Origin of the sequence: Zobellia uliginosa, assembly GCF_018860745.1 — a bacterium.
GTDB classification, from domain to species: Bacteria; Bacteroidota; Bacteroidia; order Flavobacteriales; family Flavobacteriaceae; genus Zobellia; species Zobellia uliginosa_B.
Genome location: NZ_JAHKPY010000002.1, coordinates 275,047 through 289,816 on the forward strand (window position 1 = coordinate 275,047; position 14,770 = coordinate 289,816).

At 36.6% G+C, this 14,770-nt stretch carries 9 protein-coding genes; 7 read left to right on the plus strand and 2 right to left on the minus strand.

All coding sequences use genetic code 11. The features are described 5' to 3' along the window. Window positions 1-48 precede the first annotated feature (48 nt). Window positions 49-903, minus strand: a complete 855-nt coding sequence (locus KO521_RS01950) for a phospholipase A (RefSeq protein ID WP_215938224.1) — start codon at window positions 901-903, stop codon at window positions 49-51. A gap of 148 nt (window positions 904-1,051) precedes the next feature. Further along, entirely contained in the window at window positions 1,052-2,677 is a 1,626-nt protein-coding gene (locus tag KO521_RS01955; protein ID WP_215938225.1) for a tetratricopeptide repeat protein, read from the minus strand. Window positions 2,678-3,025: 348 nt separating this feature from the next. Here KO521_RS01955 and KO521_RS01960 point away from each other — a divergent pair, with 348 nt between their 5' ends. The 7 genes from KO521_RS01960 to KO521_RS01990 all read left to right on the plus strand — a co-directional run bounded on the left by KO521_RS01960 (window position 3,026) and on the right by KO521_RS01990 (window position 14,730). Beyond that, window positions 3,026-4,606, plus strand: a complete 1,581-nt coding sequence (locus KO521_RS01960; RefSeq protein WP_252729814.1) for an alpha-L-fucosidase — start codon at window positions 3,026-3,028, stop codon at window positions 4,604-4,606. A 914-nt stretch (window positions 4,607-5,520) separates the two neighbouring features. Continuing rightward, entirely contained in the window at window positions 5,521-8,607 is a 3,087-nt protein-coding gene (locus KO521_RS01965; protein WP_215938226.1) for a SusC/RagA family TonB-linked outer membrane protein, read from the plus strand. 56 nt (window positions 8,608-8,663) lie between these two features. Next, the gene (locus KO521_RS01970) at window positions 8,664-10,430 is read left to right on the plus strand and encodes a RagB/SusD family nutrient uptake outer membrane protein (RefSeq protein WP_215938227.1); all 1,767 of its coding nucleotides are present in this window, start codon (window positions 8,664-8,666) and stop codon (window positions 10,428-10,430) included. A 61-nt stretch (window positions 10,431-10,491) separates the two neighbouring features. Then, window positions 10,492-12,102, plus strand: coding sequence for a hypothetical protein (locus KO521_RS01975; RefSeq protein WP_215938228.1), 1,611 nt, complete (start codon window positions 10,492-10,494; stop codon window positions 12,100-12,102). A gap of 93 nt (window positions 12,103-12,195) precedes the next feature. Continuing rightward, complete coding sequence (locus KO521_RS01980) at window positions 12,196-13,254, plus strand: family 16 glycosylhydrolase (protein ID WP_215938229.1); 1,059 nt, start codon at window positions 12,196-12,198, stop codon at window positions 13,252-13,254. 266 nt (window positions 13,255-13,520) lie between these two features. Further along, entirely contained in the window at window positions 13,521-14,435 is a 915-nt protein-coding gene (locus tag KO521_RS01985; RefSeq protein ID WP_215938230.1) for a DnaJ C-terminal domain-containing protein, read from the plus strand. Between the two features lie 4 nt (window positions 14,436-14,439). Further along, window positions 14,440-14,730, plus strand: coding sequence for a chaperone modulator CbpM (locus KO521_RS01990; protein WP_215938231.1), 291 nt, complete (start codon window positions 14,440-14,442; stop codon window positions 14,728-14,730). Window positions 14,731-14,770 lie beyond the last annotated feature (40 nt).

Consider the following 14,770-nt stretch of genomic DNA (forward strand, 5'->3'; position numbering starts at 1 on the left):
TTTAAAACAGCGAAAGCCCCTGAAAAGGGGCTTTTTTTTGTCTTAGACTTAATCTATTGGTCTATCTCTTTTCCTCTTTAAAATATCGAATTCATTACTTTTAATAACGTAACCAACACGAATCATACTTTTATATTCTTCGTAATCAATAAGGTTCTCTGCATGTCCCGCAAACCATTCTATCATAAAATACTGATTAGAAGGATGCTTAAAAGGACTGTAATGTAATCTAGTTCGTACCATGCCCTTAAAATCATTACTAAGTCCTTTTCTAACCTTAACTTCAAATATGAGTTTATCCTGAATTATATCGTGAGAAAGTTTTATTTCCCCCAAACCAACATAATCAATAAGGTCCGGATTACCGGATTTGTAACCAAAAGGAATCCAACCTCTAACATGTAACATGGTTTTTGGACTTAAAAGTCTTGAATATTGAGCACTTATGCGGTTCCAACTTCTAGAATAGATACTATCACGGCCATTAGACTCATGTTCAAACACTAATGAACCCCAACCATTAATTCTATCTTCGGAATCAAAAAAAGCTTTTTCTACACCTATGGTTGGATTAAAATTAATTTCATCAAAGGGGTATGAATCTTTGTAAATATCCCAGAAAGATTTTTGACTGTAGGTCATGAATACATAGGTGTCCCTAGGTAGTGTGTGGCGACTTATTATCTGTTTAAAGCTAATTTGGTATTTGGCATCTGCAGTAGAACTGTTTATGCCTTTATTGGTAGGAACTCCGGTAACAAAATAGTTGTCGTTATAAATCGAAAACCTAGAAATCAATTGCATGGTATCTCGTACTTCTTGTCTTGTACGTGTCTGCGCGCAAAGATCCGTTATTAAGAATTGGATGCCTATTAAAATCCATATTAAAATTTTAAGTTTCATATGATAGTTCTTTAAAGTTGGATAAAAGGAAGGCGTAAAAATAACCTTTCGCCTTGGCTATTTTTGATGTGAAACGATATAATTTTAGTACAATTAACAGTAGTGCGTAACGCCACTGTTTAAGGTAGTTAAAGCCCTACATTTTATGTTATAAAGAGGCTATAAGCTCTTCTAGGTTATCACTACGCTCTAAGCCCATTTTTTTACGCAGGCGGTGTCTTGTAGTGTGTACGGATTTTGTAGAAATACCCAAAAGGCGAGCCATATCCTTGCTACTTAAATTTAGCTTTATCAAGGCACAAATTTTCTGATCGGTTTGGCTTAAGTTAGGATAAGCACTATTTAATTTCTCATAAAAGTTTTTGTTCACATCCGTAAAGCGAAGTTTAAATTCCTCCCAATTATTGGCATTACCAACGGATATGGATTTTAAAACCCTATTGATTTCGGAAACTTTTACGTTGCCATTCTCGCCCTTTAGCTCAGTTTTCAGCTTTTTTAAGAACTCATCTTTTTCCACCAATTGAAGAGTAGAAGCAGCTAATTCTTTATTCTTGGTCTCCAAAAGTTCATTTGCTTTTTCCATTTCCAGCGCCTTGGTCTTTTCCATTAATATTTTTTCCGCCTTATGTTTGGAGCGAATATATTTAACGTACACGAAACTTATAATAACAGCGAATATGAGCGATGCAGCTAGTATTATACGCTGGAGTAGCAAAATTTTGTCTTGCTGTTCTAGTTTTTCAAGGCGCTGTTGTCTAATTACTTCTTTTTGATGTTGTTTTTCAATTACGTAATCATTTTTGATTTCAAGAAGAGAAACATTACGCTCACTCCTGCCGTCAAAAAATTGACCGTTTAATTGTTTAGCCCTAATGAGTTCATTGAACCCGGACTCATAATCCTCTACTGCTTTATAGTTTTCAGCTAGCTTTTCATGTATATAGGATTTGAAATCCATATGGCTCTGATACTTTTCTGAAATAGCAATAGCCTTCTGATAATATGATATTGCCTTTTCCGGTTGATTGAGCTGTTCATGAATCAATCCCCAATATGCATAGACAAGAACTAAATAGGAAGGTGTATTTTCCTTGAACCAAGGTTCGATTTCTTGTAAAACTTTAATGGCTTCGTCATATTTTTTTTCTTCACGAAGAACATAAGACTCTTCAAACTTTAGGTAGGATAATTTTACCTGATCCTGTTTGGGCGAATTGAATAAATAACAGCTATCTAGATATTTTTTAGCTATTTTAGGCTCGTTCAGACCTCTGTAAGTATAGCAAAATGTATAATAACTGTTAACCAAGTGGTAGGGTTTCATCTTTTTTTGCTCAACTAACTTTTTCATAATATCAAGAGAAATGCGGAGGTGTTTGATAGCCTCTTCTTTTCTTTTGCTAAAACTATACATGGCACCAATTCTACGGTGTATATGAGATCTTACTACCTCGTTGTCACTGCTATCTGCTATACTAAGTGCTTTCCATGCAGTTTCATATGATTTGGCATAGTTGGCACGATGGCCATATTCCTCCGTAAGTAAAATCAATTTATATAAAGCCTTTGTAGTTTTCCCCGATTCTAATAAAGTATCAATCATCTGCTGAAGATTGTTAATAGTACTGTCTCTATTTATTTTGGGGGATTTTTCACTTTGTATAGGGCTGCTTTTGGGAATGGAAGAATCTTGTGCACAAAGAGAAATGCCTAAGAGAAACAAAAAAACAATAAGACCGTTAGTGGGGATAAGTCTTTTTGAAAATAACATGCAGTTCAATAATTTTTAATACTATTCTGGAGCGTATGAATTGGTAAGCTAGAGTTTTAATGGTAAAGTACGATAAAAATTCACAAGGAACCTTTTTTAAATAAGGTAATGTCAATTGTAATTAATTTCTCGCATATTTCAAAATTATTAGGGACACACTATGAATGGGAATGCATAAAGATTCAAAGCTTAAAGTCTTCAGGAAAAGAAGCTTCTAAAAAATTTAGGCATCATATAGAAAGGTTTCGAATTTAAAGATTTTTACTCCAGAACCAAACTATACATAAACTTTACATTGCTATTTATCAACATATGTTGTACAATGTTATTTGCCAAAATCATAATTTTATGAAGCTACGGGCGATTTCTACTGTCCGTGTAATGTTGATGGAAAATTATAGAAAAATGAGAATAATTTATTTAGTGATTGTATTGATAACGGCCTTGAATTTGGGGCACGCACAAGAAAATATTTATGAAGCCGATTGGCAGTCTTTAAAGGCCTATAAAACTCCAGAGTGGTTTCGTGATGCCAAGTTCGGTATCTATTGCCATTGGGGACCTTATTCGGTTCCCGCTTTTGAAAATGAATGGTATTCACACTGGATGTATACTTCACCCAATAACCCTGAATACAAACAGGGTAAACGTTATTATGAGCATCATATAGAGACCTATGGCCCATTAAACGAGTTTGGTTATAAAGATTTTATACCCATGTTCAAAGCCAAAAAGTTCAATGCCGCAGAATGGGCGGATTTATTTGAAAAGGCAGGAGCAAAATTCGCAGGGCCGGTATCCGAACACGCAGATGGATTTGCTATGTGGGACAGTAAGCTTACCAGATGGAATGCTAAAAACATGGGGCCCAAGCGTGATATTATGGGAGAATTGTCTAAAGAAATTAGAAAAAGGGACATGAAATTCATAGCCACATACCACAGGCAGTGGCTTTTTGGATGGTTCCCGACTTGGGATGAATCTACAGATGCATCAGACCCGCAGTATGCAGATTTGTATGGCCCGAAATTGAAAAAAGGAGATTTTCAATATCCATTAAGTACCAAGGAGATTGATGAAGGTTCTAAGCGCTATTACCCAGTGGGTGATGAAAAATTCAATGAAGATTGGTTGGCCCGGCTAAAAGAAATCGTTGATAACTATAATCCGGACTTGGTATGGTTCGATAATAAGATGGATGTGATTGATGAAGCATACCGTAAAGAATTTCTTTCTTATTATTACAACCATGGCGTTAAAAATAATCAGGAGGTAGTAGCAACATATAAGTTTTATGATTTTAAAAAAGGAACCGCCGTTCTAGATGTGGAACGCGCCAGAATGAGTGAAATGAAGGATTTTCCTTGGCTTACAGATGATTCTATTGATTGGAAAGCCTGGAGTGATATTAGCGACCCGGATTACAAGAGTACTAACCGCATTATAGATTTTTTAGTAGATGTGGTAAGTAAAAATGGATGTTTGTTATTGAATATAACTCCAAAGGCCAATGGTGAAATACCTGAACCCGTTAAAGAGCGCTTATTAGAAATAGGAGCGTGGCTCGATCAAAATGGGGAAGCAATTTATGGAACCCGCCCTTGGGAGGTATATGGAGAAGGCCCTGCAAAGGTAACAGAAGGACATTTAAGTGAACGAGAGAATGCTGATAATACATCAGAGGACATACGATTTACGGTAAAAGATGAAACTTTATACGCCATACAGTTAGATTGGCCAAAGTCTAGTGAGACTCTAATAAAAACTTTGGGTACAAACAATAAGATGTTGCAGAGAGATATTAAATCTATAGAACTGCTCGGATACCCCTTAAAATTAAAATATTCTAGAAAAGAAGATGGCCTGCATATTACTCTTCCAAAAGAACCCGTAGGTAAACATGCTTTTGTTTTCAAAATTAGCTTCTAAAGTTAGCCTAACCGTCATATTTTAGAAATGGCTAAAGGGCGCTAACACGTTCTTAAAAAAATTACTTTTACAGATTTAGTATGGTCGGAAATTAATTCAACATATTTAAATTTTTGATCATATGTTACTTCAAAAACCATTTGTTATACTCAAGACACAATGGTGTTATAAGTCTTTTTTACAGTTTTCAGCACCATAAATACATGAATTTTATAGAGAAAAAAAGAACAAATTTCAGTTCGGATACTCTTTTTTATAAACATTGTTTTATGCAAGATTCAAGGATAAAATTTGTTGTGTTGTAAGTGTAAGTCTGCAAATTTTAACACTTATAGAGACGTATTGTTTGTAGTGTAGTAATTTCTTTAAAAGCTTAAAATGGCCAATAACCACGGTAGTTTAAAGGTGTAAAGTTGAAATTTATTTTCATTTTGTCAAGTTTTTGTCAACTGTTATTTTTAGGTATAAATTAACAATATCTCTATTTTGGACCTCAGTTATAAAGCATACATAATTTTAGTACGCTTTTATTGATTATTCTATAAATAAACTTTACTCATTTTAAACCAACTCGAATTATGAAAAGAAAAAAACACTTTCCTAAGAATCATGAACCACCAAATTATTCCTAAGGTGTTTCTCGGCAAAAATTGCTAAAAAAATTACAACGGACATTATATTAATTTCATTTTGAACAAATAACAATTTTCTAAACTCAAAACTTGAAAAATAGTCGTGCGCTTATAGGTTGATAGCTCAATAACCAAACTATAGGAATGTATGATGCCATTATTTGTCTCAGCTCAAATAGTTAAGAAAATATAACAGTATTTGATATTGAAATCAACTTTTAAAATAAGGTTTGACCTACTTTGTTTTAATGTGTCCATATTTAAATCTAACAAGAAAATAATATGAATTTCAAACACATTTTTCATTTTAAATCCCACGCTTACCGAATGGGGTTGTTCTTGGTCTTTTGTTTAAGTACAGGGGCTGCACAATCTCAAACAGTAAGCGGAACGGTATCGGCAGATGACGCGCCTTTACCGGGAGTAAGTGTTGTGGTAAAAGGAACCAACAACGGAACAGTTACAGATTTTGATGGTCTATATACCATAAATGCGGAATCTAATGCGATTTTAGTATTCAGTTATATTGGTTTTAAGGAACGGGAAATAGCGGTTAGTGGCAAGCAAACCGTTAACGTTATCATGCAAGAAGATGTATCTGCATTAGAGGAAGTAGTGGTCATAGGATATGGGGCACAAAAAAAGAAGGAATTGACGGGAGCGGTAGCTCAGGTAAAATCGGAAGAATTATTAAAAACAGCAACATCAGACATTGGTGCTGCGTTACAAGGGCAGATTGCGGGTGTAAACGTAACCTCTAGTTCTGGGGCTCCTGGAGCCGAAGCGAATGTAATGATACGTGGACTTACTTCTATAAATGGAGCTAATAGACCTCTTTATGTAGTAGATGGTATTCCCTTTGATGGTGATCCAAAATTGAGTATCAATGAAATAGAAACCATAGATGTTTTAAAAGATGGGGCTTCTGCTGCTATCTATGGTACTAGAGGTGCCGCAGGTGTAATTTTAATTACTACCAAGAAAGGTAAAGAAGGCCAGATGAAAATAGCTATTGATAGTTATTATGGTTTGCAACATATTACTTCGGCAACGCCACTACTTAATGTTGAGGACAAATTATACGTTCAGTTTTTACAGGGTGCAGCGTTGAACAATAGTAGCTATGGTAACACGTGGACAACGATTGAGCAAAGTCCACATTTCCTTACCAATAATACAGATTTGGTAAACGTTATTCAAAATGATATGGCGCCTGTTCAAAACCATAGCCTAACGCTCTCCGGAGGCAAAGATGGTCTTACCTATAACGTAACGGGTAACTATTTTGACCAAGAAGGTGTCATTATTAATTCTGGTTATGATCGTTTTAATGTTAGGGCTAATACGCAATTTGTAAAAGGAAAATGGAATATAACCACAGGTCTGTCTTTTAGAGTAGAAAATAGAGAGCATGCACCATGGGGCCTTTTGAGAGACGCTATAAAATATACTTCTTACAGTCCAAACATAGATCCAGGTTCTAGTATTTTAGACAACGCAGGGGCAGGAGGTAATGGAGCCACTAACATATCTTACTTAGGATATAGATTTTTACAAGAGGATAACCAAGAGAACAATTATTTTGATGGAAATATAAGTTTGACCTACAGTTTCACGGATAACTTAAAATTTACTTCAAGAATAGCAACGAGTTATGATAACGGAACTAGAATTACCATCAACCCTAAATTTACGGCATACAGGGATGATGGAACAGAAGTAACCTCACAACGATCAAAAGTTAGGAATTTGAGTTCTCTGGCCAAGAAGTTTACTTGGGAGAATATATTGAATTATCAGAAAAGTTTTGGTGATCACAATATCAATTTTACAGGGGTATATTCTTCTGAAAAGTATAATTATTCAGAATTTTTTGCGGAGAAAAGTGATTTGGCTTCCAATGATGTAGTTGTGCTTAACGGGGCAACTTCAGACCCAAATGTGGGTTCAGGTAACAATCAATGGACTCAAGATCGCGAGAGCACTTTAATAGGTATGTTGGCAAGACTGCAATATAATTACAAAGGAAAATACTTGTTAAGCGGAGCGGTTAGAAGAGATGGGTCTTCTCGTTTTAAAGAAGAGCCTTGGGGTGTGTTTCCTTCCGTTTCCGTAGGGTGGAATGTATCGGACGAAAACTTTTGGGACCCATTAAAGAATTCGGTTTCTTCATTTAAGTTAAGGGCAAGTAGGGGAACTACAGGTAACCAAGGTATTGCTGATTATTCGTATACACCAACTATTACATTGGATAATGATTACGTATTGGGCACGGGAACCAATCAAACCTTGCTTTTGGGAGCTAGCCAAACAGGTTTTGCCAATCCAAAAGTACGTTGGGAAACTTCGGTGTCCTTGAATGCCGGTTTTGATATGGGCTTCTTCGATAATAGGTTGACACTTTCGGGAGATATATACGAAACCAAGAAAGAAGATATGTTATTTCCTGTTTTATTACCACCAACTGCTGGGGGAGGGAATAACGCGGAAGTAGTTTTAAATGTAGGCGATATGACCAATAAGGGCGTAGAGTTTGCAATGAACTATCGCCACTCTGGTAAATTATCTTGGAATGCAGGTTTAACCTATACTAGAAATGATAACGTTATTACCAAAATGAGCGGTAGCAACAAAATTATATATTTTGATGATAGTAGTATTTCTGGGCATGATAATGACAATGATTATGTTTCAGCCTTGGCAGAAGGTTATGAAGGTGGTGCTTTCTTTCTTGTAAAGACAGATGGAACCATTAAAACAGAGGAAGAATTGGCCACGTACCAAGCTATTGTTCCAGATGCAAAAATTGGCGATTTAAAGTATGTTGATTTTGATAAAAATGGAACTATAGATATTGGAGACCGTCAGTATATGGGTAGTGGTACTCCCGATTTTGAAATGGGTTTTAACTTTTCCGCCTATTACAAAGCACTTGATTTCTCTATGCAGTGGTACGGATCCTTCGGTGCTGAGATCATTAACGGTAATAAAGCCTTGGCTTATAAGGTGGGTAACCACCAAGACTTGGTATACCAATGGACACCACAAAACAACACGTCAGACATTCCCGTAAACAGAAATGCAACCCATAACAACTTTAGGGGACAGACGGATTATTGGTTGGACGATGGCACTTTCGTAAGGTTACGTAATATTTCCTTAGGGTATACGGTTCCAAGAGATTATACAGAAAAATTGGGAATCACAAAATTTAGAATTTATGTGGCAGCTCAAAATCCACTTACCATAACCAAGTATGATGGTTATGATCCAGAAGTTGGTAACAACGGGCTTAGTACCCGTGGTATTGATCAGGGTACGTATCCGGTAAGTTCACAGATACGAACCGGACTTCAAATTGAATTTTAATGAAATTTAAAATGAAGATGAACAATTCCGATAAAAAAAATGAAAAAATGATAGTTATGAAAACAACGATAACAAAACGGCTACTTTTTATACTGGTACCTATGTTGGCAATTTTGGGCTGTTCAGATGATTTTCTGGAACAGACCAATCCAAATCAAATTTCTACAGAAACTTTTTGGAAGGATAATAAAGATTTAGAGCAAGGGCTTATTGCTACGTACAAAGGTTTTGCCAATTCCAATACAATAAATTTAGTAGGCGAACTAGCAAGAACGGATTTGGCATGGTCCAGTGGATACCAACGCCCCAATAATACAAACGAGTATTACCTACAGGTTTTTAATGATGCATCATCTGTGCCCAATAACAAGTGGAGTGCAAACTATACGGCCATTTTTAGAGCTAATCAAGTTATTGAAGCAGCAGCTGCTTTAGAAGAAACCTATACCACGGAAAAAGAGAAAGAAGATGGGCTGATTATTCTGGCGCAAGCAAGGTTCTTAAGAGGGTACATGTATTTTAATCTCTACAATTCTTATAATGGGGGGGCAGTGCCAATTTATGATTTTGTACCTATAGAAGAAAGTGAGTTTTATCAATCGGTATCACCGGCTGAAGATGTTAAGAAATTTTATTTAGAAGATTTATTGTTTGCTGCAAATAATTTACCTAAAAAATGGGAAGGTAATGATCAAGGAAGGGTAACTGCAGGTGCTGCTATTGCAGTCCTGGGACAGTCCTCCCTATATGAAGGGAACTATGAAGAAGCCTCTGTACTTTTTAAAAATTTGATAGATAATTTTGGATATTCTCTAACCCCGAACATCGGGAGTAATTTCACTACCATGGACGAGTTCAATGAAGAATCTATTCTAGAAGTAGGTTATTCTTTAGAATTTAAGAATGAATTAGGGCCTTGGGACGGTAGAGACGTTGCAAATGCAGCATACGTTAGACAATTTACCGGTGGAGACGGTAAATGGTTTGGAGCGGTAGTTGCCAACTGGTTGATCTTAAAATATAGAAATGAGCCATTAGATTTCTCGGATCCTAGAAATATGGTGATTGATGCAGAAGGAAATGAAAGTTTTAGAAAGTTCAGTTTAAGAACATCATGGTCCGTTGCATTGGTAGATGATAAGGAAATGGGGTATTATCTTAGAGATGAAACCGGGCAGGCCTCAAATTTTAATGTGCGTATGACTGCTTTTTGGAGAAAACACACCAATTGGGATATTACGCGGTCCGAAGAAGAATTATCTCCTGGTAAGGTTAGGTCAGGTGTTAACGAGCGTTTAATTCGTTTAGCTGAAATTTATCTGCAGTACGCAGAATGCCAGATAAAACTGGGTAATATAGACCAAGCCCTGGTCTATATTAATAAAGTACGAAGAAGATCCGGCGTTCAGCTCTTAGGTTTGAATGGTACGGGTGAATTCCCGACCAATGACCATGACAATAAGATGTACGATGAACAAACGTTAATGGAACATTTAATGTATACAGAGTTGCCATTGGAGCTTTCGGCAGAAGGAGATGGTAATCGTAATATTGACCTCAGAAGGTGGGGGGTAAAAGCGCAACGCTTTCAAGAGCTTGCTCAAAAAAGGTACGCTGCCGATCATTATGAACTGTTGGATGAAAAGGGAGAAAAAGTAACCAGATGGGCTTCAATAGTAAAAGAACTTCCCGCAGGAGACCCAGATATTGATGAGAATTGGAACGAATTTCAAGAAGCAGCTGCGAACTACAATCCCGCATTGCATGCCTATTGGCCTTTGCCTAATACAGAAATTATATCAAATCCGCAATTGGGTAATTAATATATAATTCTGATTAAAGCTCCAAATAAAATGCAAAAACAAGAAATTTAAAAAGCATAAAATGAAAAACGTAATAAGAATTTTAGCTGTCTTGGCCCTCCTGTTCGTAGGGTGTGACGATAATGAATACGAGGCTCCTTTTCCTTTTTCGGACGTAGGGTTTTATACGAGCAAGGGTACAGCAGATGATCTTCAGATTAATTTAGACGATTATTTGTCTTTCACGGATCTTTCTCAAGGTGAGGAGTCCCATTCATGGAAAATAGAGAGTACAGATGTCTTTCTTGAAGGACCAATTGATAGAACAGATTCTATATTAGACCGTTTTATAATTGAACCTAGAGTAACTTCTTCTTTTGAAAAAACCGTGCATGTACTTTTCCAGACCTCAGGAATGAAAAAAGTTAGGCTGTATAATACCTTTAATGAAATGGTGACTTTTAAAGGAAATCGCGCAGGAGAAGATTATGAAATGGCTGCGGTCAAAAAAGGAGACCTCTATGTCATTGACACGACCTTTACTGTTAAAGTATATCCAAAACTAGTACCTAAGATAAAGGTTAGAAATGGAGAGGTAACGGTAAACCATGAAGCAAATGATACTATTTATATTGAAGCTGGTAATACTTTGGAATTTACGGATTTATCTACTATTGGTGAGCCAACTGGGCGTTCATGGAATATAGTTAAGGCTTTAAAACCCGGTGAAGAAGTTGCTGACAATCCTATTGTAAATAGCAGTGGTGATTCTCTAGCCAATATAGCTTTTAACAAATTGGGGAGTTTTAGAGCGTCTATGAACCTTTCTCGTTCGGGACAGAACATTCCGGGAGATTTTGCCAACTATGCTATTAATGCACCAATAAGAGTTATACCATCTTCTAAACCTTTTGAACTGACAGGAGATATAAGAGAACAGGAAGATGAGACCATTCAAGTACCTTACAATGGAGAGTTTACCACCTTTGGTGGCCAAGAAGAGTTCTTTACGGTTATGGTGAACGGAGAAGCTTTTGAAATAGCTTCAGTAGGAGTAAATACTGATGATGCCACAAAGCTTGATATTAAGTTAACGGAACCGATCTACAGGCCAGATGTAATTACAGTTTCGTACGCAGGTGGAACTATAGAATCTACGGATACTAGGGAAGCCCTACCATTTACGGATGAACCTGTTATTATGAGCACGGTAAACCTGATCCCTGAGGCAATAGCAGGATTGGAAACTGGGGCAGATAGTTGGGTGCCTTTCTGGAGTAACAAGGGAGTTGCGGAATATTCTACAGAGCAAGCTGCAACGGGAGCCTATAGTTTAAAATTGCAAATTGCTGCAGGTCAAGATAATGCCGAAGCCGGTGCGCCATTTGAAAATCCGATTATTTTTGAAGCTGAGAAAACATATGTCATTTCTTATGATATGTATATTGCACCTGGTGCTGTTGATTCTGATGGAGCTACTTCAGGCCTGTTTTTATTACAAAATTGGGGTTTCCAATTTTGGAATAATTTTGCACATCCAGTTGGTGAGTGGACAACTCACACTGCAGACTATCAGAGTACCACTCCTTTATCTCAATTCTATCTCAGAATTTTGACTAATGCCGCAAAGACTACTGATATGACTGTTTACTATGACAATTTTTCCATTGTAGAGAAAGAGGTAAGACCGTAATCCCCACAGTAATGTTTGTTTAAGTTTAAGGGAGAATTGAAAGATTCTCCCTTTTTATTCAATATCCTTTTATTAATATCAAAGATTAAATATATGTACTTAAGCCACTTTAAGTTGGTCCTATGTTGTGCCTTGTTTTATAGTTGTGGTACTAATTCAAAATTTGACAATTCAACAGAATTACCTGTAGAGACTGAGCAGAACGAAGAAACGGAAGAACAGGAAAGGGAGCCAGAAAACTCACAAGAAGTGACCCAAGAAGTTGACTGGAAAGAAATTCCTGTGCCTGCAAATGCCGGAACGGACATGATTTGGGAGTTTCAAGAAATGTCCGATAATTTTGAATATCAATCTCCGGCCGATAACAAAGGAGATGATTTTTTGGAAAAATGGGATGATTTTTTTCATAACCAATGGGGCGGACCCGGTCTTACGGAATGGAAAAGAGAGCATTCTCAGGTACTAGATGGGCAATTACAAATGTGGGCCACAAGAAAACCAGGTTCGGATAAAATTAATATGGGGTGTATAACCTCAAAAAACCGTGTAATTTATCCTGTTTATATAGAAGCTAAAGCAAAGGTTATGAATTCTACTTTAGCATCAGACGTCTGGTTATTGAGTCCAGATGACACTCAGGAGATAGATATTCTGGAGGCATATGGGGCGGACTATTCAGATAGTGCTCAAAAAGAACAGTCTTATTTTGCAGAAAGAGTACACATTAGTCATCATGTTTTTATAAGGGAACCGTTTCAAGATTATCAGCCCAAAGATGCGGGTACATGGTTTCATGATGGTACGGTTTGGAACAAAGCTTTCCACACCTATGGCGTGTATTGGAAGAACCCATGGTATTTAGAATATTACATAGATGGGGTTTTAGTACGAACAGTATCTGGGAAAGATACTATTGATCCCGAATTTTTTACGAACACGACAGACCCTGGCAATAAGGATTTAGATACCCGGACGGGTCTCAGTAAAGAAATGGATATCATTATTAATACCGAAGACCAAACATGGCGGTCTACGCCCTTATCTGGTTTGCAATCTGAAACCTATACACCTACAGATAAGGAATTGGAACATATTGAAAATAATACGTTTAAGGTAGATTGGATTAGGATTTATAAACCTGTAGAAAAATAATTTAGTTTCTGTTCTTGTTTAAATCGCATTTATAAGGTTGTACAAAACACTTCTTTTATTGACCTTAAACCATGGGTGGTGCTATAAACGTTCAAACTACTGGCCTATGTTTTTTTTTGTGTATTATTTTTAAAAAATGACCGTAATCATGTGTTCTTATTTATATTTTTTATCAACCAAAAACAATCTTCAAAAGGCTTGACCTAGCGCTGATTTTTAGTTAATTTCATAGTGTGATTAGCGTCATTCTTTAAATTGATATAAAGATGGATTATATAGATTATTATAAGGTTTTGGGTATAACCAAAAGTGCTAGTGAAAAAGATATTAAAAAAGCTTACAGGAAAATGGCACGAAAGTATCATCCTGATGTGAACCCTAACGATGCTACCGCAGAAAAAAAGTTCAAGGAAATTAATGAAGCCAATGAGGTTTTAGGAGATCCCGAAAAACGCAAAAAGTATGACCAATACGGGAAAGACTGGATGCATGCCGAGCAGTTTGAAAAAGCAAAAGCGCAACAGAGGAGTTCCAGAGGAAGTACAGGGCAAGGCGCTCGTCAAGATTTTGGTGGAGGTGATTTTTCTGATTTTTTTGAATCCATGTTTGGGGGTAGTGGGGGATTTTCACAAGGCGGTTATTCCGCGGGAGGGGGAAGGCAAACTAGGTTTAGAGGCCAGGACCTAAACGCAGAACTGCGCTTAAACCTACGTGACGCTTATAAAACTCAAAAACAAACGCTAACCGTTAACGGTAAGAATATTAGACTAACCATACCGGCAGGAATCGAAAATGGACAGACCATAAAAATTCCCGGTCATGGTGGTGTTGGTCGTAACGGTGGCCCTAAAGGAGATTTGTATTTGAAATTTATCATAGATAATAATACCTCTTTTAAAAGAGATGGTAACAACTTGTATAAGGACGTAGAAGTAGATTTGTATACTGCAATTCTAGGTGGTGAAATTACCGTGGATACCTTTGACGGTAAAGCAAAACTTAAAATTAAGCCAGAAACCCAAACAGGCACCAAGGTTAAATTAAAAGGTAAAGGTTTTCCTATTTATAAAAAGGAAGGCCAGTACGGAGACCTTTATATAACTTATAACATTCAAACCCCCACCAATCTGTCGGATAAGGAGAAAGAACTATTCAAACAATTAGCATCCTTTAAAAACTAAGATTATGCAACAAGAAGAATATGTATCGGTAACGGAGTTCTGCAATGGTCATAGTATTTCTACAACGGTCATAACTCAACTGAACGAATTTGGCCTTGTTCATATTATTGAACGCAGCAACAGTTTGTACCTTCCTATGGAAGAGCTCCCTAAAACCGAAAAAATGCTCAGACTGCATACTGACCTTAATATAAATTTAGAGGGAGTAGAGGTCATTACGCGTTTATTGGAGCGTATAGAGGAAGCCAATAACGAAATGATCAAACTAAAGAATAAACTAAGTTTGTACGAGTAGATAAAAGTCATCTTTAAAATCTATATTAAAGAAAACATAT

What these genes read in the sequence shown, in the direction of transcription:
- KO521_RS01955 (WP_215938225.1), bottom strand. Translation starts at nt 2,677, where the DNA reads ATGTTATTTTCAAAAAGACTTATCCCCACTAACGGTCTTATTGTTTTT.
- KO521_RS01965 (WP_215938226.1), top strand. Translation starts at nt 5,521, where the DNA reads ATGAATTTCAAACACATTTTTCATTTTAAATCCCACGCTTACCGAATG.
- KO521_RS01990 (WP_215938231.1), top strand. Translation starts at nt 14,440, where the DNA reads ATGCAACAAGAAGAATATGTATCGGTAACGGAGTTCTGCAATGGTCAT.
- KO521_RS01980 (WP_215938229.1), top strand. Translation starts at nt 12,196, where the DNA reads ATGTACTTAAGCCACTTTAAGTTGGTCCTATGTTGTGCCTTGTTTTAT.
- KO521_RS01950 (WP_215938224.1), bottom strand. Translation starts at nt 903, where the DNA reads ATGAAACTTAAAATTTTAATATGGATTTTAATAGGCATCCAATTCTTA.
- KO521_RS01975 (WP_215938228.1), top strand. Translation starts at nt 10,492, where the DNA reads ATGAAAAACGTAATAAGAATTTTAGCTGTCTTGGCCCTCCTGTTCGTA.
- KO521_RS01985 (WP_215938230.1), top strand. Translation starts at nt 13,521, where the DNA reads ATGGATTATATAGATTATTATAAGGTTTTGGGTATAACCAAAAGTGCT.
- KO521_RS01970 (WP_215938227.1), top strand. Translation starts at nt 8,664, where the DNA reads ATGAAAACAACGATAACAAAACGGCTACTTTTTATACTGGTACCTATG.
- KO521_RS01960 (WP_252729814.1), top strand. Translation starts at nt 3,026, where the DNA reads ATGAAGCTACGGGCGATTTCTACTGTCCGTGTAATGTTGATGGAAAAT.